Genomic DNA, 24708 nt, shown 5'->3' with positions numbered 1-24708 from the left:
CTTTATTAACACTTTTCACCTCATCAGCACCGCTTCGTGGACTCTAGCAAGTGCTATATGGTCCGCATATTACATCAACACCCCTTGGTCATTTTCCTGCACCCCGCTGATGTTGACATCGTCACTCATCGCGACGAACTCTTCCTCAATGAAGGAACCATCATTCATGTCGTTAGACATATCTATCATATCCATGTTCGACATACTGGCCGCGCTGACGTCAGGATCGCGACTGAGCTGGAACGAGGCCAGGTCCTGCGAACCACCGTTAAAGGTAAGACGTAATACCTGAATGCCTGCCTCAAGATCCAACGTCACAGTGGGTCCATCAACATAGGTTCCCCAAGCGCCAGAGTTAGGAACCGAAGCCGGGCCTGACTGATCGTAAAAGACCCCATCCTGCTCAACTGAAGCAGAGATAGTACGACCATTGTTGGGTGACGAGGTCACGAACGACAGTGTGTGACTTCCAGCCTGTTCGACGTTAATGGTGTATTCCACCCATTCACCCTCATCTACCCAGCCTATCGCCTCGCCCTGCCCGATGATGTCCACCCCTTCATCCGGGCGGAAGTCTGAACCAATCTGATCAGCATCAGCATCGTTATAGGCAATGTCTTGACCACCCTCATCGTACTGAGCTGCATCAAGCGCAAGGCCTTCATCGGCATCCACCAACCAGGGAGTGCCCCCCGCGTTAAAGGCCTGCTGACCATCGCGCGCTAGACTGAATGAGGCCAGATCCTGTGACCCGCCATTGAAGGTCAACCGCAGTACCTGCTCGCCGGCCTCTAACGCCACCTGGATAGCATCAGTGGGCTGGAAATTTCCCCAGCCACCGGTCGGCGATATCACCACCGGGTCTACCGACGCGTAGGGCGAGCCGTCGCCTTTGGTAAAGGTCGCCGTGATGCTGCGTTGAGGACCGCTACCATCGCCCAGAGCAGACAGGAACGACAGGTCGTAAGTGCCATCCTGAGCAATATTCAGCGTGTATTCCACCCACTCGCCGTCATCGACCCAGCCAATAGCATCACCGTCGCCGACGATATCCACCCCGTCACCAGGACGTACCGCCGTGCCTATCTGGTCGGCATCAGCATCATTGTAAGCAACTCCCTGGCCGCCTTCATCGTAGTTGACTGCTTCCAACGTGAAGTCACTGCCAACTTGCCAGGGATCTCCGTCATCCGTGAAGGCCTGCTGTCCGTCGACTACCGTTGCCTCTTCTACTGCTAGGGTGAACTCCGTCTGAACGCTATCCTGACCATCCGAAGCGGTCACAATAATGTTGAAACTCCCCGCGCTGGTCGCTGTGCCGGAGAATACCCCTTCCGGTGACATTGAGATGCCGGTAGGCAGACCGCTAGCGGTAAAGGTCAAACTATCGCCATCATTGTCGACAAAGGCGTCGTCAGGCAGGCTAAAGTTGATTGGTTCACCTTCAGTCAGCGTAAAATCATCGATACCGGCCTCCACCACTGGCGCCTGGTTGGGCGGGGTCGAGTCAACGGGGGCCAGGTTGAAAGACAGCAGATCCAGTTGGCCACCGTTGAAAGTCAGCCGCAACACCTGCTCGCCCGCTTCAAGCGATACCTGAGTGGTATCAGTCTCGGTGAAGTTGGTCCAACTGCCCGTCGGTGATACGCCGACCGGTGAAGCCGTTACATAGGGCGTGTCACCCTTGGCGAAGCTGGCGGTAATCGAACGTGGCCCTGGGAAGGATGAATTCTGTGAGGTCAGGAAGCCGAGGTCGTAAACACCGTCTTCCGCCACATTGATGGTGTATTCCACCCACTCGCCATCCTCGACGAACCCGATCGACTGCGATGGGGTGGAGATATCCACCGCCTCGTCTGACCGGAAGGCGTCACCCTGATGGGCATCATCCGAATCGTTGTAGGCTACGCCCTGACCGCCGTTGTCATAGAAGCGCGCTTCCAGGTTCAGACCTTCGGCTCCTACCTCCCAAGCGGTTTCGGTGTCATTGAAGGCACTCTGCCCATCATCCACAGGTGCTTCAAAGTCCAGGGTGAACGACGCTAGATCCAGCTGGCCACCGTTAAAGGTCAGCCTTAGCACCTGCTCGCCCTCTTCCAGTTCAAAGGTCAGCGGACCAACGGTCTGGAAGCTGGTGAAGCTGCCGGTATTGGGCAGGTTCTGCACCTGAGCTGGAGTATAGAAGCCGCCCCCTTGTTCAAAGGCCGCGGTGATGGTTTTACCATCGGCGACCGCTGACGTAGAGAAGTTAAGGGTATAGGTCCCCGCCGTTTCCACATTGAGGGTGTATTCGACCCACTCACCATCTGCAATGTAGCCCAGCGCTTCGGTGCCATTCGAAATATCTACCGCCTCGTTGGAGCGGAACGCTGCCCCCTGGTGGGCGGCAGTAGTGTCGTTATAAGCCACTCCCTGGCCGCCGTTATCATAAAGCTTAGCTTCCAGCGTCAATCCATCACTACCCACCGCCCAGGCGGTCTCACTGGCATTAAAGGCGGTCTGGCCGACCGGATCTGGGTCGTCGATGAAGTTCGGTACACCATCGTTGTCATCGTCATCGTACAGATCCACCCGACCGTTGCCGTCAGCATCTTCCGCCCCGCTGGGGTCATAGGTCTGAACGTTCTCGACCAGGAAGATATTGTCGTTGTAGTCGTAGTTAACTCCCGCATAGTCCTGGATGACGATGTAGGTGTCCGGGATCACGTTACCCGCAGCGTCCTTGGCGATATAGACGCGAATCAGGTGGCCATCATTTTCATCCCAATTGAGGTTGGTTCCCGGATTGCCGATGGCATCAATGGTGTCCTCATAAAGGTTGGCATCCGGATCCGACCAGGAAATGTAGCCCTGGCGGCCCGATATCTCGGCGAAGAAACCAAACGGCGCATCGCGATCCAGCGTCGTTGTGGTCAACAGGTCCCCGTCGTTGAGCGTGCGTGGCAATAACGTCTGACCATCGGCCTCATCGTGGGCCAGAATCTCATCGAGATTACGGCTATCCACATCGTGGACGAACAGGCGGGCCACATCGCCCTGGGTATGATAGGCCGCCAGTTGGGTGATCTTGATCGGCGAGCTACCGTCGGCGCGTTGGAAGTAAGGTGACAAAATTTCGTCGCCGTTGGCTTCCACCAGGCCACCCTGGTTCATCTGCCCTTCGGCCACGTTGGTGGTGTAACCAAAGGCATTGATGATTTCCTGCACGAGAGGCTCCTGACCGCTCTCGGACTGGTTTTGGGCCAAGCCAGCGAGCTGGATGACTTTCTCTCCCTCGTCAGCATCGCTTGAGTTGATGACCAGACTTGCTTCGTACAGGCTGGCATCATTGGGGTCATTGGCGATGAAGCGCACGGTGACGTCGATGGACTCGCCCGGCTCCAGGCTGACCGCCGCAAACGCCTCGGTAAGCTCGAACAAGGTGGTATCACTGACCTCGATGCTATTGATATCAAGGATCTCGAAGCCGTCGTTTCTAATCGTGATGGTGGCTTCGTCATGCACTTCCTGCGCGGCGTTAGCCGGGTTTTCAATGCGCGACATCACTAGGCGATCATTGGACGGCACGCCGTCGTTATTGATCACCGTCAGCTCACCACCGGCCACCGGCGTCACGCCCTCAATGAGGAACATGTTGTCGTTGTAGTCATAGTTGATGCCGGTGTAGTCCATGATGCCCAGGTAGGTATTGGGAATCACGTTGCCCTCGGCGTCGAGCGCCCTGAACATGCGCACCGTATAGCCACGTTCAATACCATCCGCATCGTCGGGCGGCGTACCGCCCCCTTCAGGGTTCAGCGATGGGTCAGTGGACAGGTTCGCCACTTCAATTCCAAACACGCCCTGACCGGCCCAGCCACCGGGAATATCGTCCAGTGAGAAGCTTGCGGTGGCGAACTGCCCATCACTCTTCACTGGCAGCAGGCTCTGATTGTTGTCCCCAGCGTGGTCGCTGAAGATGATGTCCTGGCCCTTGTTACCGGGGTTATGGATACCCAGCGTTGCCCCGCTGGGGCCATGATAAGCCGCCAGTTGGGTGATCTTCGCCTCTCCGGCACCATCAGCCAGCGTCCAGTAGCGCGACAGCACTTCGTCGTCGTTAACGGGACGATAGAGGTCGAAATCATTCAATACTGAATTCTCGCCGCCTCCCACGGTGGTCAGGCCGTCGATACGGTTACCGAAGCCGAACACCTCCCAGACTTCATTGACGTTGGGTTCCCAGCCGCCCTCGTCCCGCGCCTGCCAGAAGCCCGCCATGCGGATTTCGGCAATCGGCGAATCGGCGTCATTGGTCACCAGGCGAATCCGCCCCTCGAAGACCCCGTCGCCTGCATCGTTGGTAGGTGCAATGTAGCTATCGCGATCGAACAGTACCGTCACTTCCACAGACTGCCCGGCGGCGAGCGTTAAGCCTTCAAAGGCGCTCGGGTCCTCCAGCACGAACGGGCCATCAATATCGGCGTCGAGAATCGCAAGCTCGCTAGTGCCCGTGTTGGAGATCGTGACGGTAGCACTTTCCTTGAAATCACGATCGTCCGCCGAGGCGCTGTTGTTCTCCAGGTAGCTGAAGTGCAGCCGGTCGGAGTAGTAAGCAGCATCGCCGCTCTGAATGACCAGATCAGCGCCTTCGTCGCCGGTCAACGGGCTCACGTCAAGGTAGTCCAACTCATCGGCACCGTCGGCGCTGGATACCACGCGCAGGTTGTACTCGATGCCCGCTTCCAGCTCGACGTAGGTGGAGGCTTCACCGGCCTCACCACTGCCCGGATAAGCGAACTCGTCAATGGGGCGACCGTTGAGGGTAAGCGTCAGCTCGCCGCCGTCGCTAGCACCCGCATTCGCCGCCAAATCCAGCTTGTAGGCCCCGTCCTCGCCGACCGTAAAGTAGAAGTCGGCCGTCAGGTCGTTGATGGTCCTAGCGCTGTCGCCACTCTCCAGCTCGATGCGCGCGCCATCGGAGACATCGGCATACACCGGCATAAAGGTGTCGGTAGGCGCGTCCGGCACCCGCAGTAGATCCACATTGGGACCGTTGGCCTCTGGTGCCGTCACGCTGATAGTGTTGCTGCCCGCTTGCAGATTGACCAATAGCTCCTGGAAGAACCAGTCGTTTTCCGCTTCATTACTCTGGCCTGGGAAGTTGACCAGCCCCAGGTTAACGCCGTTGATGATCACTTCCATCGGGCGGTCGGCTTTGCTCGCCGCCAGGGCATAGCGGAAGCCAATCTCGTAGTTGCCGGTCTCATTGACGTCCACGGTCCAGGTGATGGTCTGATCGCTGGTGCCATTAAAGTCAACGAAGCCTTCGCCAGAGGCGTTGCGGTCATCAGCGCTTTCCGGCACAACCACAGGGCCGTCAAGCGAGGCATCCTCAGCTTCGTAATCGGTGAAACCCGTCGTGGTGTCCGGCGGTGACTGCAGTACTTCAAGCTGGTCGATATTGGGGCCGGTATTGTTCGTGGCCTGCAGGCGCACGGTGTTTTCTCCCACTACTAGCGACGCCGCCACGTCTTCGGTCAGCCACTCTGCCCAGGCCGCATCCCCAGTAAGCCCGGGAGGAGGACTAAAATCGAACACCCCGACGCTTACGTTGTTGACGAATACTTCAAGCGGACGATTAGTGTCGCCACCGTTGGCGTAGCGAATACGCAGGACCGAATCTCCAGCGTCGTCTGCGGAAAGATTAAAGCCGAAGGTCATGAAGTCAGCATTGGTGGCACCGTAGTCGGCATAGCCGCCTGGCACCCCGTCACTACCATCGGTATTGCCATCCAGCCCAAAGGCGCCGGGGCGCAGGCCGTTAGGCAAGCCCTCGGTGGTTTCAGGGTTGTTGATGTCACGTATCTGGATTTCCGCTCCATCGGCGATCGTTACGGAGGTGCCATCGTTGGGAGTGTTGTCTTCCGCTTGGATGACCAGTAGCGATACCAGATCGTCACCGGGATCCACCGGGTCCACCACACCGCCGGGTGCCGGATCGAGACGAATAATCTGGCTCTGGCCGTTGCCGCGATTCAGGGTCAGCAGGTAGAGCTGGCCGGTGACCGGGTTCTCGATAATATCCAGTGGATCCACGTAGGTGATGACATTGCCGTCGGGATCGCGCAGCACATCGTCGCCGATCACGTTGCCGTTGGCATCGAGGGTAATGCTGCGCACATCGTCACCGCCGGAATATTCGGTGAACAGCACGTTGCCCTGAAGATTGCCGCCGAACACATTGCTGGTGTATTCCACCGCTCCGTTGGGCGAACGGTTCTCACCCAGCGAATAGACGCCGGAAATATCGTAGTTCCCCTCGGGGTTGGTCCCAGCAGGATACCGGTCGACCTGATTGGGATCGCTGCCCCCGGTCGGATTGCCGCCGTTCATGATGTACTCATCCCGGAGCGGGTTGGGATGACCGTAGTATCCCCCTTCCACCATCTTGAACAGATAGTCGTCCTGCTTCTCGACGTTCAGGAAGCGTTCATCTTCAGGTGTCGAGGGATCGTCCGGCACGTTGCCGCCCGCCGCGGAACCGTTGGTCGGCACGTACAAGAAGCCGTTGGAATGCCACACCAGGTCGTAGGCGTTACGCGCCCCGGTGGCGAAAATGGTCAGCACCGCGTCTTCGGCGTAGGGGTCGTAGTAACTCTGGAGCACGTTGCCGTCAGCGTCCTGCACCGTGGCCACACCGCGTTCATCGAATACCAGGAATTCGCCGTTGCCCATGGGGATAGGGTCATCCTTGGGATGGCCGTCCGGGTCATCGAAGCGAGTGTTCTGGCCGTTGTCGGGAACGGGCTCGGTCGTTACATCGAATCCCCCGGGAGGGGCGTCACGAGTGGGGTCGATCTCCATGACGGCGGCATTCAGCAAACGCTCGGGACGGTTGCCCCAGGCGCTATCCGGCTCACCCATGGCCGAGTTGGAGCCCTGAATCAGATACAGCAGATGCGTCGGCACATCGGGATTGGTGGCCGCGTCATAGTCCGGATTGGCGCGGAACTCGAGGCTATTGGTCACATGGTCGCCGTTGGAGCGCGGCAACCCGGTGATGTAGGGCTCAGCGGTACCCGAAAAGTCGCTGCCGCCGTCCAGCGTGATCTTGGTGATGCGGCCGCTGAATTCTGGCACACCGTTATCGCGTCCATTGAGCGGAATCGGGTAGTTGTCGGTGATCCACAGCACGTTCGGGTCGGTAGGATCGACCGTCAGGCCGATGATGCCACGTTGCTGACTCTCCCCGGGCTGGTCGAAGTAACCGTTCGGCAGGCTCAGCTCCTGGCGGTTGATCAAGGACCCGTCGCTTGGATCGATATCGAAGCGCAGGATCTGCCCCCCAATGGTGGCCACGTACATGGTCGAGCCGTCGGAGGTAATCTCCAGCGACGTGAAGCCAAAGGCATTGTCCGCAGCGCCGTTGAGTTCAACCACATCGTTGAAGGCAACGTCGCGGGCAACCACCTCCGGCTCCTCACCGGTCACGAAGGTGTTGGTGTACTTCTGGAACTCCCGGGTCGGCGCATCGGCGTCATCGTTGGGGCCGCGGTCCCGGAAACCATCGATCACCAGGGTATAGCTGGTGAACGGCTTGAGCGTCTGGCTGGGCGAGATGGTCAGTGAGTCGAAGCCACCGGTCGTGTTGACGTTGAAGGAGACCTCTTCACCGGTGACCGTTTCAAACAGCTTCACCGAGCCGTCGTTCAGGCTTTCAAGCAAGGCGCCGCCACGCCCGTCGACGACCGAGATACCCACGAAGATGTCCGACGTTGGGTCAACGCCTGTGGGAATGCCGCTGTCTTCCGGGTCGAGGTCAACCTCCACTTCATTCTCCCCCACGCCGGCAATAGCACGGGCGTCGGTGAAGAAGGCGTAGTCCTGCGGGGCTTCGCGCGCGTCATCCGGCGTCAGGTCGGGCAGCGACTGGATCTCGATGTACTGAATCTCAGTGTTCTCGTTGTCGAGCCCCAAAGAGTCCAGCGTCAGACGCCCATCGCTCACCTGCACCACGCGGGTCACCAGGTCAGAACGCACACCTTCAGTGTCGTCGCCTGGGTTGCCATCAGCGGGGAAGTCGTCCGGGCGGAAAGGCGTGAAGGGGTCGTTGAACAATTCGCCTTCTGCATTCAGCACATTGCGGCTGTCGTAGGGCCCTGAGGTATCACCAATCGAAATGGTGACTTCGTAGTAGCCGTCTTCCAGTTCGATTTCCCAACCGGCGCGCACATAGTCGCTTCCAGGCTGGTCGAAGTGGGCATAAGTGCCCTGACGTGGATCGAGACCAGCGATATCATCGGTACGGTCGTTGACCGCTACGCTGGTGAGACTTGAGATATCCAGCGGCGTCGTGCCGGGCTCGTCATCGTAGATCGACGCCTCGGTGACCCAACCATACTGATAGGTTTGGCCGTCGATGGTCACCGACTGGGTACCGAAAGCTTTGCCATTGTCGGCGATATAGCCGTCTGGGACCGCCACACCCTCGGGCTGGAAGTTGATCTTGACGGAGAAACGCTCGCCCGGTTCGACCACCTCGGGCGGCTCGACGCCCTCGCGCGTGACGCTGAGACGGTCGATATTAGGGCCAGCGGCTGTCAGGTTTTCCAGGCGAATGGTATTACTGCCCGCCTCAAGCTCGACCTCGATCTCGACGTCCGTCCAGTTCTGCCAGCCGTCTGGATCAGCGCCGGTAGACGCGAAGGCCAAGCTGCCCTGGGACTCGCCACCCACCAGAATATCCATGGGTCGATCGGCACCGTTGCCACCCGCGTTGGCGTAGCGAACCGTCAGGGTGTAAGTGCCCGCTTCATCGACGACGACATCAAAAGACCCGGCATCACCTGCATCGCTGCCCATGTCCAGATAGCCGGTGCCGGAGAAGCCGTCCCATAAACCATCGGGACCGGTGGCGGTATTGGTTTCGGGATTGCTGGCATCGCGGACCTGTGTATCCAGGGTATCACCGACGTTATCCGAATCTTCTATGACCAGGGCCTCGCCTTGGATCTCGAAGCTGAACGGAACAGGAGACGTATCGCCATCATCGAAGCTGAACACGACCTGGTCGATGTTGGGACCGTTGGCCACACCGCCATTGGCCGCCGTCGGAATGGTCAACGAGAACGTATTGGCACCCTCCTCAAGGGTGACCTGCACCTCCTGCTCTAACCACTCATTCCAAGGGTCGTTGACCCCATCGTCTGGTGCATTGGCAAAAGGAACCTGCGGTTGTGCATTGCCATTGACCGTCAGGTCGAGCGGTCGCGGCGTGGCGGCACCATTGGCATAACGAATGGTGGCCGTGTAGGTACCGGCCGCTGGTGCATCGATGTTGAACGTGATCTGGTCGCCGGCATCGGTGCCGAAATCCAGGTAGGCGTCGCCCACCGCACCTTCACGGAAGTTGCCGAAATCATCCGGGTTAGCGGCATCCACTACCCGTGTGACGGCTCCCTGAGCTGTGCCGCCTACGTCGGTGACGCTCGCGTCTTCGCCCTGTAGGGTAATGGGCTCGACTACCACGCTGCCGTCATCGATGGTCACGCTGTCGCTGGCCTGGGCTTCGTTACCCACCGCATCGGTGACGATCAGCGTGACGGTAACGCTACCGCTTTGGTCGCTCAGGTCTACCGTGATATCGCCGTTAGCCTCTGGGGTGACGGAGGTGCGCGTTGCACCGCCGTCGAAGCTGATTTCGTACGCCACGATATCGTCGTCGTCACCGGTAACATTGAACAGCGCCGTGGTTAGCTGATCGGGCCCCAGGGTGTCGGCTGCGGCGGTCAGGGTCAGGTCGCCGTCTACATCAGCGCTGTCATCGACGGGAATCGGGCCTGAGCCCCCCACGGTGATTTCGATGCGGTCGATATTGGGGCCGGTAGTCGCGCCTTCCGGAATCGCCAGCTCGATGCTGTTAGTGCCGGCCTCCAGATTCACGGTGACGGTCTCGAAAAGCCAGTTATCAAATCCTTCTATCGGTCCGGTGCCGTCGGGGTCGGTCGCCAACATATCGAGCACGACTGGAGTACCGCCGTTGATCACTAGGTCCAACGGGCGGTCAGAATTGGTGGCATAGCGCACGCTGATATCGTATTGCCCGGCCTGGGCTACCTCGACCTGCCAGGTGACGTTGTCGCCGGCAGTATCGCCGAAGTCCAGATAGCCGGTGCCGGAAAAGTCCGGGCGCAGGCCATTCTCCAGATTGTCATTGTCCTCGGGATTGTCGGCATTGCGTATCGTGGTATCGGTAGCGTTGGCGTCGTTATCGAAACTGGTCACCGTACCGTCCTGAATCTGCAGGCTAAGCGGCGTGAACGGGGCTTCATCGACGTCATTGACAGTGACTTCGAGGGTCTGGACATCGGTAAGATCGCCGTCGGTTACCGTGACTTCTACTTCGTAAACGCCATTTTCGTCATCATCAACCGCCAGCTCGAAGTCGCGGGCACTGGTGAAGCTCAGCACACCAGTTGCCTCGTCGATGGTAAACAGCGGTGCATCCACGCCACCGGTGATGGCAAATACCGGCACGTTGAGACCGGTCGTAGCACCATCCTCGTCGACCACCGGAATTGCACCGATCTCGGTCAGATTTTCGTCGATGACGTAGGCGGTCTGCCCGATAACGATGCTCTCATTGATATCCGCCACCGTGATCAGGGTGTCCTGAGCGACGCTGTCCTCGCCGTCGGAGACGGTCACGGTCAACTCGTAGACGCCGTTTTCATCGCTGTCGGCTGCGAACTCTGCGTCCGGCGCGTTGATGAACGCGAGCTCCCCGGTTGTTTCATCAAAGCTAAATAAAGCCGCATCAGCACCGGACAGAGTCACGGTCAAGTTGTCACCATCGGCATCGTCGATAGCTAGGTTCGCCACGACCGTGCTGTTTTCATCGATGCTGACATCGGCCGCCAAGCCTTCGAGCGTCGGCGGGGCGTTAACCGGTTCCTCGATACGGTCGAACATCATGGAGTCAATGCGCATCAGTTCGCCACCGGCGCCGCGAAGCTCGAGGCTCGCCAGATCACCGGCGGTCACCTCAAAGGGCGTTTCGAACACGATCTCCTTACGGTTACCGCTCTGACCCGCATTGCCACGCGGACCACTGCCCACAATGGTGCCGAAGTCGTCGCTGAGCACCACACCGGAACTCAGGCTGTCGTTTGCGGTGTTGCGCGCCTCGAGGACCGTATCGCCAATGGTGAGCGTTAATGAACCCTCTCCATCGTTCTCATCGAATACATACAGCCGCGCAACGTACCAGCCAGGCTCAACACCACCGGCGGCTAGGTCAGTACTAATGGTGGCGGGCTCGTTACTGGTCAACCGGATCAACTGCTCGTTGGACGCGCTTGCGTTACCAGTCACGATCAAATTAGCCACATCAAGATCGGTAAAGTTTTCCGCCTCAATGGTGATCGTATCGCCCACCTGAGTGCCTTCAATAACGAAACTCAGCGTCTGGGTCACGGACAGGCCAGCCGGATCGGTTGCGCGAATCACCACGTCGAACGTGCCGCCCTGGCTGGGGATGCCCTGAATAACGCCGTCTACCACCTCAAGCCCGGCGGGTAGATCCTCGGCGGATAGCGTCAGGCTGTCGCCATCAGGGTCTGAAAACAGTGATTCAAACTCAGCCAGCGGGATCTGAATGAAGTCCTCCCCCACTTCACCGAAGTAAGGTTCTAGCGCGACAGGCTCGGCAACGGGCGCGTCGTTGACATTTTCGACCGTTAGCATGAAGTCGGTTGAGGTAGTGGCAGTCCCATCGTCGGCAGTCACCGAGACGGTGTAGTCGCCGGGCGCCAGCCCCTCCAGGCTACCGCTCAGCACCTGGTCAGCTACGCTCAGACCGCCCACGGTGACCGGCTGGCCATCGCCGTCGGTGACGTCGAAACTGAAACTAAGCGCGTCTCCATCGTCATCGACGAAGGGCAGGTCGACCTCGATATCCGATCCCTCATCCAGGCTGAGATCGGCGATGCCGCCGCCCACCACGCGCGGGGCACTGTTGGTATCGGCCCCGTCGTCTTCAGACAGGCTCACGGCACTGAAACTCACACTGCCCTTAGCGCCCAAATCATCGTCGTTGACAAAGACCAGCGAATTGATAGTGGTACCGGCATGCGCCGACAAGTCAATGGTGAAACGGAAGGTACCGTCGCCGTTGTCGACGCCCCGTCCGCGCAGGTCGACGAAACCGCCTTGGGTCTGGGTGCCACCAAGTTGATAGACGCTATTGCCACCGTTAAAGGGGTTATCGTCGGCATCAAAACCGATCGCGACAATTTCCGGTACCGGTGCGTCCGAAATCGCCACATCCAAGGTCAGCAGGGTCTGCCCGGTGATGGTGTAGTCGCTCGGCAGCGCTGCGCGTTTCCAGACGTTATCGGTCAACAAGAGCGTCGCTCCGTCATCTTCAACCGAGGCCCCGGTTCCGCTCGCCGGATTGTCTTGGGTTTCGTTGTAAGTACTGATGGTGGTGTCATCGAAGGTTACATTGAGCTCCACCGGGCCATCCGCTGCAGCAAGTGTGACCGTATCCTGCACGCTCGCTTCGTTACCGGCGGCGTCAGTCACAATCAGTGTTACCGTCACATCGCCTGGACCCTGTCCAGTAAGATCAACCGATAGGCTATCGCCATCGCTGGTAGCCGATTGGCGGGTCGCGCCGCCGTCAAAACTAACCTCAAGCGTCGAGTCAGCGTCGATGCCCGCGACGCCAAACACTACCGAGGCACTGTCATCAGGCGCAATCTCGGTGGTGGGTCCTTCCAGCGCCAGATCGTCACCTTCATCGGCAGTGGAATCCAGAGTGAGACCGAGGGTTTGTTCGACTCGATTACCAAAGGCGTCCATAGCAATCAGGGTAGCCGACAGGTCGCCGTCGTCTCTCCCAGAGAGATCCAAGGTGAAGCTGCCATCCGTATTGGGTGTGACTTCTTCGACGGTCACGCCATCATCAAAAGTCACTCCAATGAAGACGATGTCGTCATCGAGTCCTGTGACGCTAAACCCGGCCTCGTTAGCGATAACGCCATTGATCACGCTGTTGCCAGCGCTGAACACCAGCGGAGTTTCATCGGCGTCTGCCTCGACATCGCCAACCGGGCCGGTGCCCGCCGTGGTGATTTCCAGGCGGTCAAGATTCGGGCCGCTTCCAGCACCGTCAGGAATGCTTAGGACGATCGTATTGTCGCCGGCAACGAGTTCGGTAGTCAGGCTTTGATAGGCCCACACATCGAACCCTTCCGGCGCTTCGTTAGTCGGATTGGGATCCGTGGACACAAAAGCCTGCTGCGGCAGCGCTGCGCCGTTGACGGCAAGGGCCATCGGGCGATCACCGCTGCTGGCATAGCGGAAGTTCACGTCGTAGCTACCGGCTTCGGCGACGTTGACCGTGAAGGTCAGGCTGTCACCAGGTACGCTGCCGTAGTCGACATAGCCAGTGCCGGAATAATCAGGGCGCAGACCCTGGAAACTGGCCCCATTCTCAGGATTTTGGGCGTCGCGAACCAGGGTGCCTGGGTCGTTACCCGCTCCCAGTTCGGCGTCTTCGGCCTGCACCACGATGGCATCGATTACCGGCGTCGTGGGATCGACAGGATCAACCGGGTCGGCAGCCAGCAATGCCACTTCGATCTTATCGATATTGGGGCCGTTGCTGGCACCGCCCAAGCGCAGTGTATTGCTGCCCGCGGCAAGGGAAATTTCAATGGTTTCGGTTGACCAGCCCTCCCACTCAGTCTGTCGAGTCGGGTTGCCACCCGTGGGACCAGCCGGCTGGTTGGCAGTGGGCACATCGCTGACGTCATCGGGGTAGTAGTTCGGCTCAGCCGTCGGGGTGAAGTTGAAGGTGCCTATCTGGGTCGGCGTACCATCGTCGACCAAAGAAAGATCCAACGGACGCGCAGAACTTGTCGCATAGGTCACGGTTACGTTGTAGGTGCCCGCGGTGGCTACATCCAAGGAGAACTCGCCGTAGGCGTTGGCATTACCAGCTGCCCAGTCTAGGTAGCTGGCGCCCTCGGCGCCCACTCGGAAGGTTTCATTGCCAGTCGTAAAGTCGGCGATGTTATCGACCGTCACGACCCGATTGGTGGCGCCTGACGCCACATCGGATGCAGGCGACACCACCATATCTTCACCCTGGACCACGTAGACGTCGGGGTCCGGGGCGCGCACCTCCAGATAGTCGACATTGGGCCCGCTGGCGCCGTTGGAGGTGAAGCTGACGGTGTTCTCGTCCGCTTGAAGCTGCACGCGGATCGTCCGTTCACCGAAGTCGCTGAAGTCGGTTGAAGTACCCGTTAGTGTAGTACTGGGTAGATCGAATATGCGGTCTACTAGCTCACCGTTGACGTCCAGCCGCAGAGGTCGGTTTCGATCAGTGCCATCGTCGTTCTGGCTAAGCGCATAGCCCAATGCCAGCTCGTACTCCCCTGCTTCCGCAACGCTAAACGTAAAGGTCAGCGTCTCACCGCCATTGATGCCGTCGCCATAGTCCACATACGCCTGGCCGTCGGCATCTGCGGCATTTGGCTGGCTGACGGGATCATTGACCACGTTGATACCGGTACCCGAAAGGACCGCTGACGTGCCATCGCCAGCATCGCCGGCCTCAGCCTGAATGCGTATCGATGTGAAGGTATCCGCAGCTATAGCCTGGGCCATAAAGCCCTCGTCAGCCACCAACGTCGTTAGCGCAGCGTCCTCTGGTTCGGACGAAGTCGTCTCGGCGAGTTCACTCTCTGGGATTACATCGAGATCAATATTCATTTCTGAGTTGGGCAGCACCTTTCCGAACTCATCCATGGCTTCGAGCCGCATCTTCAGCCTACCCAAGGGCGGTGTGGGCAGATTTTCGAAGACGAAGGGGCGCTCGAAACTTTCAAAAACCGAGATTTCATTACGGGCATCTTCCCAGGCCATTCTGATGCCTTTAATAGACGATTCCCAAGGGGAGGGGCTTGGAACTACAGAAAGATGATTATCATAAAACGCATCCTTTCCCCAGCGACTTCCTTCACTAACGGAACCCAAAAGAGACTGAGCCTGGCTAGATAAAAACGACATTGAATACATGGTCCACCCCACGTTTTTAATTAGAATCTTCAAGCGCACTAGGAGGTACACTTGTAAGCCATCATCAACATTTCGTTACAACGCCCCTTCAGTCGTTGGCGTCCACAGTGCATGTTCACCGCTGTCATTTGGGGGGACTATGGGTGAGTTTAACTGGGCATTCCGGGGTGGCAAGCGAGAGGTAGTAGCGCATATTTGTATCTAAATGTTACAAAAAATGAGCCGCTTTTTTAATTTAAAATCAATAAAGACAGTGATTTAAAAACCACTCATTCGATACGGGCAAAGATACACTTATAAAAAATGGGAACCAAAATAAGCGATTTTAATGATAAAAATAACGCCTATCACATCGTTTTAACTTTTGATGTACATGTGAGTCAGAATGAGCAACTAACACTAATAAAACTAAAAATTTAGCAACATGCTTTTAAAAATAACCTGATACGCTAACTAACATACCTATTACAAACTGATCACAAAAAACTTACAAAAAAAGAAGCGTCCTACCGCCTCATGCCGTCCCCAAGCATTGACTAGCTAGACCTCGTTGTAGATGTCGTGATGGCTGGGCCGTAAGAACAATTAATAATGTCCTGGAGCTCGGCCATGTTGAATTCACACGAAGGTTCAGATCTGCAAAAAGTGCTTAGTACCTGCAGGCGCAGCTTTATTTACGTTGGGACGTTCAGCTTGTTCATCAACTTGCTGATGCTCGTTCCGCCGCTCTACATGCTGCAAGTCTACGACCGGGTCATCACTACGCGTAGCCAGGAAACACTGCTGATGCTGACCTTGGTCGTGGTATTTCTGTTTATGGTCATGGGCGGGCTGGAGCTGATGCGCTCTCGTATACTTGTACGGATCGGCAACAAGCTCGATGTGCAGATCAGTCAACGTTTGTATTCCGCCATGTTCAAACGCTCGCTGATGGTGCCCGGCAAGCCTTCGGCTCAACCGCTGAATGACCTGACGACGCTTCGCCAATTTCTTTCCGGCAATGGTCTCTTCGCTTTCTTCGATGCCCCCTGGGTACCGATCTATATCGGCGTACTCGCGCTGTTCCATCCCTGGTTCGGGCTTTTCGCATTGGGGGCGGGGATCATTCTGGCGACGCTTGCCATCATCAACGAAATCATCACCAAATCTCTGCTCAACGACGCCAACAGTCAGCATGTGATGTCCCAGGATTTGGCCAACAGCAATCTGCGCAACGCCGAAGTCCTCCACGCCATGGGCATGCTGCCCGGTATTATGGGGCGCTGGAGCGCGCGCCATCGCGAATACCTGATTCTGCAATCAAAAGCCAGCGACAGGGCAGGGTTGATTACCAACACATCCAAGGTGCTCAGGCTGATGTTCCAGTCATTGATCCTGGGGCTAGGGGCTTTTCTGGTGCTGGCTGGCGATCTAACTCCCGGCATGATGATTGCAGGCTCCATCTTGATGGGACGTGCACTAGCGCCTATCGATCAGATGATCAACGGCTGGAAGGGCTTCTCAGGGGCTCGCACCGCCAAGGCGCGTCTCAACGAGCTACTTACGGTCATTCCCGCGGAAGAGCCGCGCATGCCGCTCCCCAAACCCAGGGGTCGCCTGGTTCTTGAGGGGGTTACTGCTGCGCCTCCTGGGCAGAAATTGCCCACTCTTCGCGGTATCAACCTGACAATCACCAAGGGGGAACACCTGGCTATCGTAGGGCCCAGTGCATCCGGCAAGTCTACGCTTGCGCGTGTCGCACTTGGCATCTGGCCGAGCCAGGTCGGCTGCGTGCGCCTGGACGGTGCCGATATTACCCAGTGGAACCGCACTGCGCTGGGCCCACACATCGGTTACCTACCTCAGGATATTGAACTGTTCGATGGCACCATCTCAGAGAACATTGCCCGCTTCGACGAAGTAGATCCTCAAGCGGTCGTGCTTGCGGCACAGCGAGCCGGTGTGCACGACATGATTCTGGAGCAGCCGAACGGCTATGACACTTGGCTATCCCACGGTGGGAACGCCCTCTCGGCGGGGCAACGCCAACGAATCGGTATGGCGCGGGCGCTCTATGGCCAGCCAGTGCTAATAGTGCTGGATGAGCCAGACGCTAATCTGGACGAGGCGGGAGAGCAATCGCTTGCAGATTGCTTGATCCGGCTGCGCCAGGAGGGCACGACGGCTCTGATCATTACCCATCGAACAGGCCTGCTAAAGAATGTAGACAGGGTATTAGTGCTGAAAGAAGGCCAGATCGCTTCGCTGAAGCCACCCACCCGAATAGCGCCTGTTACACGCATGACGGCAGACGGGGGCCGCCCAGTGCCACCACAGCGCGTGACCTCGCTGAGGCCTAGCGCACGAGGCCGCAATGGCGGCGAGGATACCCATCCATGAACATGCAGAAGTCTCAAGGACCCAGCGAGAAGAAAAATGAGCTACCTCTCGAAGATACGCGCTACCGCCGACTCGGCATCGCCATACTGATCCTGGCGGTGGGTGGCTTCGGCAGCTGGTCGGTGTTCGCCAACCTGGCTATATCCGTGGTGGCACCAGGCTCCGTCTCGGTAGAAAGCTTCACCAAGACCGTACAGCATCTTGAGGGCGGCATCGTCAAAAGCATCGAGGTCGAAGACGGAGACCATGTTGAAACCGGCGATGTTCTGATGGTGCTGGACGATACCCAGGCACGATCCCAGCTACGCGTCACCCGCTCTGACTATCTCATCAGCCGGGCTACCGAGGTGCGGTTGCTGGCCGAGCTCAGCGACGCCGATACACTGAGCTTTCCCGAAGAGCTAACGACCTCCGATCACCCGCGGGTGAAAGAGGTACTTGAAGTACAGCAGCATCTATTCGAATCCCGACGTGAGTCTCTCACCAACACGCTGGCTGCCCTTGATGAGCAGATAGTGCAGATGAACGAGCAGATTGATGGCCTGAACAATACCCAGGCCATCAACCAGCGGCGCATCAGTTCACTTGAGGGCGACGCCGCCAACCACCGAAAGCTATTTAGCAATGGCATGATCAGTAGCCAGCGGATGCACGAATTGGAACGTGAAAGCCTCGAGTACCAGAGCGTTAATGCCCAGCATGCGTCAGAGGTCGCCCGCCTGCATTCTCAAATCAGCGAAAACGCGTTGCAAAAGCAGGTCCGTCTGCAGGAGTTTCAGCAGCAGGTGGGCGAGGCCTTGCGCCAGACCCAGGCTGAAGTAGCCGAAGCCGAAGAACGGCTCACCGCGCTGATGGATAAGGTGGACCGTACCCAGGTACTGGCACCCGTGGCGGGAACGGTTGTCGGTCTAAAAGTGCACACGCTGGGTGGCGTCATCCGCTCTGGTGATCCGTTGCTCGATATTGTGCCCACCAATGTCGGCTTCATTATTGAGGCCAAAGTGCCCGACCATGATATCGATCATCTTTATATAGGCCAGCCTGCAGAGATCCGTTTCAGCGCTTTCAATCAGCGCCTTTCAAATGTGATCGACGGAGAGGTCATTCATGTGAGTGCCAATAGCTTCGAGGACGAGGCAACCCGGGCCCGTTATTACAAGGTTCGTCTTCGCGTCACCACCGATGGTCAAGAAAACATGACTGAGACCATGAAGCTCCTCGCCGGCATGCCAGCCGAAGTGATGCTGCGTACGGGTGAAAGAAGCTTCTCTAGCTACTTGACCAAACCTATCACGGACATGCTGGCCCGCGCGATACGCGAAGACTGATGGTTTTTGCATGTGCGATTGCGGGTTAAATAACCGAAGATGTCAGCGGCTTTAATCCAGCTGCTCACGCCAGCGATCCCAATCTGGCGTTGGCCCCACCATCTCAAACAGATGATCCAGAAAAGCGCTTACCTTGCGGGTGTGCAGCCGACGCTGGGCGTAGAGCACGTGGATATCGCGCCTGCCTGGCACGACTTCACAACGCCACGCTTCGAGCAGGGGCAGCAATTTGCCCGAGGCTAGCTCATCAGCGATCAGCCAGGTAGGGAACATCACCAGCCCCTGCCCCATTAGCGCTGCTCTCACCAGACTCTCCGCATCGCTGCTATACAGGCTACCGTCGACTTTGTAAGCGAAGGCTTGCGGCTGCTCGGCATGGTGGAAGTACCAGCGCTGGCGGCCCATTTCGCCTTGGTAGAGCAGGCAGTCGTGGTGTTCAAGGTCATCTGGGCTGTTGGGCCTACCGCAGCGCTGTATATAGGTGGGGGCAGCAGCCACAACGTAGTTCATTGACGCTAGGCGGCGTGCCACCAGCGTGGAGTCGGCCAGTTCGCCGACACGAAAGGTAATATCGATGCCCTCGCGCACCGGGTCGGTCAGTTGATCGGTTAGCATCAGTTCGGCTTTGATCGCCGGGTAGCGGCGCTGGAAGTGATGCAGAATCGGCACGATTTGGCGCTGGCCGAAAGCCACGGGAGCATTGAGGCGCAGCACGCCGCTAGGCGCTGTATTAGGAGCCGTTAGCGCTTCCGTCGCCAGGTCTAGCCGTTCAAGTATCTCGCGAACTTCCTGATAGTAGCGCCAGCCCGCCTCGGTCAGCGTCACGGCGCGGGTGTGGCGATAGAACAGCTGCTGGCCCAGCGCCTCCTCTAAAGAGGCAATCTGACGCGAGACAGACGATACGGCGCGATGAAAATGGCGTGCGGTGGCGGTAAAACTTCCTGTCGCGGCGACGCGTTCAAAGATGCGTAGCGCATTGAGATCCATCAAGTTGCTCCTGGCGCAATAAAGATTTGCAATTTTTCCAATTGTAGCAATGATCCTTGGCGACCAGACTGCTTTTCATCGGGCACAAAGCACATTTCCACTGCCCGTTCCGAAAATCTTGTCTGCAAAAGGAGTTAATCATGCGCAAAGGCACAGCCTTAGTCGTTGGCGCTACCGGTATCACTGGCGGCAACCTAGCCAGCTACCTCACCGCAAGCGGGTGGAGTGTTTATGGCTTATCTCGTCGCCCTTCTGAACAAGCAGGGGTCATTCCCGTCGCTGTCGATCTGCTAGATCGCGAGGCCACGGCTGAAGCACTGGCGGGACTCCCCATCACCCACGTGTTTTATTGCACTTGGGTGCGGCGAGATAATGAAAAGGCTAACGTCGAGGCCAACGGCGCGATGATGCACAACCTTCTCGACGCTCTGCAGGATGCAAGCTTGGCGCATGTCTCGTTGGTGACCGGCACCAAGCAGTACCTGGGAGCCTTCGAGAATTACGGTAGCGGTAAGACCGAGACACCGTTTCGGGAATCAGCGCCCCGCGTCCCTGGCGAGAACTTTTACTACACCCTAGAAGACATCATGTTCGCGACGGCGGAGCGGGACGGCTTTAGCTGGAACGTGCACCGCCCGCACACGGTCATCGGCTATGCCTGCGGTAATGCCATGAACATGGGTGTAACGCTGGCGGTTTACGCCTCAATCTGCAAAGCCACGGGCAAGCCGTTCACCTTCCCGGGCTCGCAGGTGCAGTGGAACGCCTTGACCGATCTAACCGATTCGCTGGTGTTGGCGCGGCAGATGGAGTGGGCAGCCACAACGCCCGGTGCCCATAATGAAGCCTTTAACACGGTCAATGGCGATGTGTTTCGCTGGCGTCGACTGTGGCATGAGATTGGCGAATTCTTCGAGCTCGAAGTCGCCGACTGCCCGGAAACGCCGCAGCCGCTTGAAACGCAGATGGCTGATATTGCGCCTACCTGGGCTGCAATAGCCGAACAAAACGAGCTAGTCGAAGCCGATGTCAGCAAGTTAGCCTCCTGGTGGCACACCGATGCCGACCTGGGGCGCGAGCTTGAGTGCGTCAACGACGTCACTAAGTCCCGCGACTTCGGCTTTGACCACTTCCGCGAAACACGCGCGGCGTTTTTCGATCTGTTCGCCCGCCTACGCGCGGAGCGCATCATTCCTTAAGCAATTTCAGAAACGATTTCAGAAACAGTGCCAGAAACAGCAGCTCCACCAGGGCGCCCAAAAGCGCCCTGTTTTCCGCTTTATCAGGTTCACGCCGCTTGAAACCCAATAGCAGTGAGTTTTATTTCCCTCCTTTTCCTTGAATCCACCGGCATATGCCTGCATATCATGGGGAACTATTGTTCATTTTTTGATGCCGAGTCTACCCATGCAGATTATTGATCCCCGCTCAGGTAAGCCGCTTACGGCGGATACCGGAAGTGCTGACGCTACCGCGCCGAACGCTGAACAGGCGGCGGTGCGCCCTGAAGATGTCATTATCGAGCTAAATGCTGGCAATATTCAGCAGGTGCTGGAAGCGTCCATGCAGGTGCCGGTGCTGATGGGCTGCTACTCGCCTTCCAACGCAAGCAGCAGCACTCTACTCGCGGTGTTGGATAAACTTGTGGTTGAGTACGCGGGCGCCTTCCTGCTCGGCAAGCTCGATATTGAGGCAAACCCCGAAATCGGCGGCCAGCTGGGTGTGCGTGCAGTGCCCGATGTGAAGCTGATCAGCCAAGGCGGCTTGGTGGATGGCTTCCAGGGTGCGCTGCCGGAGAAAGAAGTGCGCGAGTGGCTCAATCGCTACTTCCCAGCCCCTGGCGAAGCGCCACCCACCCCTGAAGAGCAGGCAGAAGAAGCGCTTAAAGCCGGTGACACCGCCGCTGCCCGCGAGATATATCAAACCCTGATGGGCCAGTACCCAGAGCACTACGCCTACCAGGTAGCCTTCGCACGGGTGTTGGTGGCCGAAGGGCGTGGCAGCGAGGCCCGTGAAGTACTCGACAACCTGCCCCCGGAAGAGCGCGATGCAGCCCCTGCTCGCGGCGTACGCGCCAGCATCGAGTTTAGCGAGCAAGCACTCTCAGCCGAGGAGATTGCGGCTCTGGGTGATCGCACCGATAGCGAAGCGCAGTACCAGCGCGCCCTGCGCCAAGTGGCCGACGGTCATTATGATGAAGGGCTGGAAGCTTTGCTTGCACTAATGAAGCAGGATCGCGCCTATAACGATGATGCCGCGCGTAAAACGCTGCTGCAGGTGTTCGACGCTCTGGGCGCCGACCACCCGCTGACCGTTGCTTACCGCCGCAAACTTTTTGCGATGCTGTACTAGGGGCTTCTGAAGGCTTTCAATCCCGCTTCAGCAGGGAATCCATACGAGACAGCGCCGCTTCCAGCTGGGAAGCGGTGGTACCAAAGTTAAGCCGCACAAAGCCGGGGCAGCCAAAGGCAGCCCCGTCCGAAAGCGCCACCCCCGCCTCTTTCAGCAGCATCTTTTGCGGCGCCTCTCCCAGACCTGATTCGCGCATATCCAGCCAAGCTAAATAAGTCGACTCCGGCGCACTCCAGCGCACACCAGGCCAAGCCGCTACGCGCGCCTGCAGCGTCTCACGGTGCTCACGTAACACGCTTAACAGCTCCTGGCGCCACGGCTCGCCATGGCGATACGCCGCCTCTGCGGCGACCAAGCCAAGCACGTTACCATCGGGCAGTAATCCTTTGGTAGCCGCCGCAAAGCGCTCGCGCAGTGCGGGGTCGGGAATCACCGCGCAGGCGCTGGTTAAGCCCGCCAGGTTAAAGGTTTTCGACGGTGCCCATAGCGTAATGGTGCGCTTCGCTAATTGAGGAAATGCCGCGGCTAACGGGCGGTGCTGGGCGCCTTCGTTCAATAACAGGTCGCAGTGCAGCTCATCGGAGACCACCCACAGGTCGTGGCGCTCCACGAGCTCAGCCAGCGCTGCAATCTCTTCATAGCGCCACACACGCCCCGTTGGGTTGTGGGGCTGACACCACAGCAGCAAGCGCGTACGTGGCGTAATAGCGGCCTCCAAGGCTGCAATATCGAGCTGCCAAGGCTCATTGGGTGTTGAGGGCGCTGCCAGCATCGCCTGCTGGGGCAATCGGCCTGTACGCTTTGCAACCTCTAAAAATGGCGGGTAAATCGGCGCCACCGTCAGCACACCGTCGCCTGGTTCGGTCAGCGCTAACGCAGCTAGGTGCAAGGCCGGCACGACGCCCGGCAGCCACTGCTGCCAATCCGGCTGAATGGGCCAGTCGTAGTGGCGAGCGCTCCACTGGCACAGGGTTTCTGTTAACGTAGCGGGCACTTCACCATAGCCATATACACCGTGTGCTACCCGCGCCTGCAGTGCATCAATCACCGCAGGCGGGGAGCGAAAATCCATATCGGCGACCCAAAGAGGCAGTACGTCGTCGCCGTAGCGGTGCCATTTTTGCGATGCCCAGCCACCTATTGGGTGGCGTCGCTCCACAGGCGTGGCAAAATCGTAGACCATGAAAAATCTCACTCATTGAATAGGGGTTGTGCCAAGCATGCCGCAAGATGACTTTTATACCAAGATGCGGGCGGGGCTATCGGCGCTGTTGCGGCAATGGCGCTCGCTTGGGCAAGCGAATACGGATCAGCTAGCGCTCATTTTGGCCGAAACAGCACGGGTAGCTAAATTAGGCACACCCGACGCCACGCCCAGCGGCGCTACCCTGGAGCAGTGGAGCCAGGATGAGCTCGGTGAAATGCCGCTATGGGCGCCACGCACTGCGGTCTTTCTGCTCAATCAAATGCCCGCTCGCCCGACCCCCGATAGCGACGCCGAAGCCTGCGCCTGGGCTTACTGCTGGCTGCGTAACCGCTCGTTTGATTCACTGCAAGCGGCGCAGGAGGCCCTCCCCGCACACTTGCAAGCGCCCCTACAAGATGCCCTTGAAGCCGCTTGGCGTGACCAGCAAGGCCTGCGATTGGTTTAATTAAAAAGCGTGCGCTGACAGCACCCAAACAAAAACGGCAAGGATGACGCCGCATGATTGAAGTCCCTCTCACCTGGCAGCTAGCGAAATTAGGGCTCTCGATCAGCATGGTGCTGGGGCTAGGCGCGATTGCGGTGCGCGCAAGCCCGCGCATGGCGGGCCTGCTGGCGGGCTACCCTTTAGGCACGGCGTTGGCGCTATTTTTTATCGGCTTGGAAATTTCCCCTCAGTTTGCGACCCAAAGTGCGGTGCATACCCTGGCGGGCTTTACGGCCACAATGGCGCTAGGGGCCGGTTATTGGGTGGCAGGACGACAACCTGGCGTTAAAGGTGTCATTGGCGGCGTGGCGGGCGGCTTGGGCGCTTGGCTCGCCGTTAGCACGCTGCTCGCTCAGTTTAGCTTCACACGTCTAAGCGGCACGCTGGTGACGCTGTGCGCTATTGCTTTGTTCAGCGGCTTATTTCGCAACATTGCTGATGTCAGGATACCCGCCAGTCGAACGTTTTCGTTACCGGCGCTTGCCGCCCGCGCCGCACTCGCCACGGTGATCATATTTACCATTACCAGCCTTGCCCACTGGCTGCCGCCCGCCTGGGCGGGAACGTTGGCAGCATTTCCTGTCACGATGCTGCCTTTTTTACTGATCCTACACCTGAACCACGGAGCAGCGCCGGTGGCGACGGTGATCAAACACTACCCGATGGGGCTTGGCTCGCTACTGAGTTACACGCTATGTGTTTCCTACACTTACAGCACACTGGGCTTGCTATGGGGCACATTGGCTGGCTTCGCAGCTGCCACGCTATGGCTGTTGGGGTGGATGCAACTCACTGCATGGTATCAACGCCGCACCTCCTGACCAAGAACTCTTGACCAAGCGCTTGCTTGGGTTAATCCTAACCGTTGCCGTTGCGACTACTCGTACTAATAGCTGTTT

The 24708-nt window shown here is 58.2% G+C and carries 9 protein-coding genes; 6 read left to right on the top strand and 3 right to left on the bottom strand.

The window, feature by feature from the left end; genetic code table 11:
• Positions 1–69 precede the first annotated feature (69 nt).
• A complete protein-coding gene (locus QEN58_RS01985) occupies positions 70–14919 on the bottom strand; it encodes a carbohydrate-binding protein (RefSeq protein WP_280105518.1) in 14850 nt (4949 codons plus the stop codon).
• Positions 14920–15681: 762 nt separating this feature from the next.
• Between QEN58_RS01985 and QEN58_RS01980 the strand changes: the two genes are divergently transcribed.
• Complete coding sequence (locus QEN58_RS01980; RefSeq protein ID WP_280105517.1) at positions 15682–17451, top strand: type I secretion system permease/ATPase; 1770 nt, start codon at positions 15682–15684, stop codon at positions 17449–17451.
• Complete coding sequence (locus QEN58_RS01975) at positions 17448–18779, top strand: HlyD family type I secretion periplasmic adaptor subunit (protein ID WP_280105516.1); 1332 nt, start codon at positions 17448–17450, stop codon at positions 18777–18779. The genes QEN58_RS01980 and QEN58_RS01975 overlap by 4 nt, the downstream gene beginning before the upstream one ends.
• Before the next feature lie 51 nt (positions 18780–18830).
• Here QEN58_RS01975 and QEN58_RS01970 read toward each other — a convergent pair whose 3' ends face one another.
• Positions 18831–19766: a LysR family transcriptional regulator gene (locus QEN58_RS01970; RefSeq protein WP_280105515.1), complete on the bottom strand. Its 936-nt coding sequence runs from the start codon at positions 19764–19766 to the stop codon at positions 18831–18833.
• A 140-nt stretch (positions 19767–19906) separates the two neighbouring features.
• On the opposite strand from QEN58_RS01970, the gene QEN58_RS01965 reads away from it, so the two are divergent.
• Positions 19907–20965, top strand: coding sequence for an SDR family oxidoreductase (locus tag QEN58_RS01965; RefSeq protein WP_280105514.1), 1059 nt, complete (start codon positions 19907–19909; stop codon positions 20963–20965).
• Between the two features lie 208 nt (positions 20966–21173).
• The gene (locus tag QEN58_RS01960; RefSeq protein ID WP_280105513.1) at positions 21174–22118 is read left to right on the top strand and encodes a co-chaperone YbbN; all 945 of its coding nucleotides are present in this window, start codon (positions 21174–21176) and stop codon (positions 22116–22118) included.
• 16 nt (positions 22119–22134) lie between these two features.
• Here QEN58_RS01960 and QEN58_RS01955 read toward each other — a convergent pair whose 3' ends face one another.
• On the bottom strand, positions 22135–23301 hold the full coding sequence (locus QEN58_RS01955) for a MalY/PatB family protein (RefSeq protein WP_280105512.1): 1167 nt from the start codon (positions 23299–23301) through the stop codon (positions 22135–22137).
• Between the two features lie 37 nt (positions 23302–23338).
• Here QEN58_RS01955 and QEN58_RS01950 point away from each other — a divergent pair, with 37 nt between their 5' ends.
• Together QEN58_RS01950 and QEN58_RS01945 are read left to right on the top strand one after the other, a co-directional pair.
• The gene (locus QEN58_RS01950) at positions 23339–23770 is read left to right on the top strand and encodes a hypothetical protein (RefSeq protein WP_113268446.1); all 432 of its coding nucleotides are present in this window, start codon (positions 23339–23341) and stop codon (positions 23768–23770) included.
• Between the two features lie 53 nt (positions 23771–23823).
• Positions 23824–24630, top strand: coding sequence for a hypothetical protein (locus tag QEN58_RS01945; protein ID WP_280105511.1), 807 nt, complete (start codon positions 23824–23826; stop codon positions 24628–24630).
• Positions 24631–24708 lie beyond the last annotated feature (78 nt).

Source organism: Halomonas alkaliantarctica, from assembly GCF_029854215.1.
Classification (GTDB): Bacteria; Pseudomonadota; Gammaproteobacteria; order Pseudomonadales; family Halomonadaceae; genus Vreelandella; species Vreelandella alkaliantarctica_A.
Note: the sequence above shows the minus strand (reverse complement) of the source record. Positions and strands in the feature narration are given on the sequence as shown.

Excerpts from the sequence above, each read along its gene's own strand:
- QEN58_RS01945 (WP_280105511.1), top strand. The coding sequence starts at position 23,824 with ATGATTGAAGTCCCTCTCACCTGGCAGCTAGCGAAATTAGGGCTCTCG.
- QEN58_RS01960 (WP_280105513.1), top strand. The coding sequence starts at position 21,174 with ATGCAGATTATTGATCCCCGCTCAGGTAAGCCGCTTACGGCGGATACC.
- QEN58_RS01965 (WP_280105514.1), top strand. The coding sequence starts at position 19,907 with ATGCGCAAAGGCACAGCCTTAGTCGTTGGCGCTACCGGTATCACTGGC.
- QEN58_RS01985 (WP_280105518.1), bottom strand. The coding sequence starts at position 14,919 with ATGGCCTGGGAAGATGCCCGTAATGAAATCTCGGTTTTTGAAAGTTTC.
- QEN58_RS01950 (WP_113268446.1), top strand. The coding sequence starts at position 23,339 with ATGCCGCAAGATGACTTTTATACCAAGATGCGGGCGGGGCTATCGGCG.
- QEN58_RS01955 (WP_280105512.1), bottom strand. The coding sequence starts at position 23,301 with ATGGTCTACGATTTTGCCACGCCTGTGGAGCGACGCCACCCAATAGGT.
- QEN58_RS01980 (WP_280105517.1), top strand. The coding sequence starts at position 15,682 with ATGTTGAATTCACACGAAGGTTCAGATCTGCAAAAAGTGCTTAGTACC.
- QEN58_RS01975 (WP_280105516.1), top strand. The coding sequence starts at position 17,448 with ATGAACATGCAGAAGTCTCAAGGACCCAGCGAGAAGAAAAATGAGCTA.
- QEN58_RS01970 (WP_280105515.1), bottom strand. The coding sequence starts at position 19,766 with ATGGATCTCAATGCGCTACGCATCTTTGAACGCGTCGCCGCGACAGGA.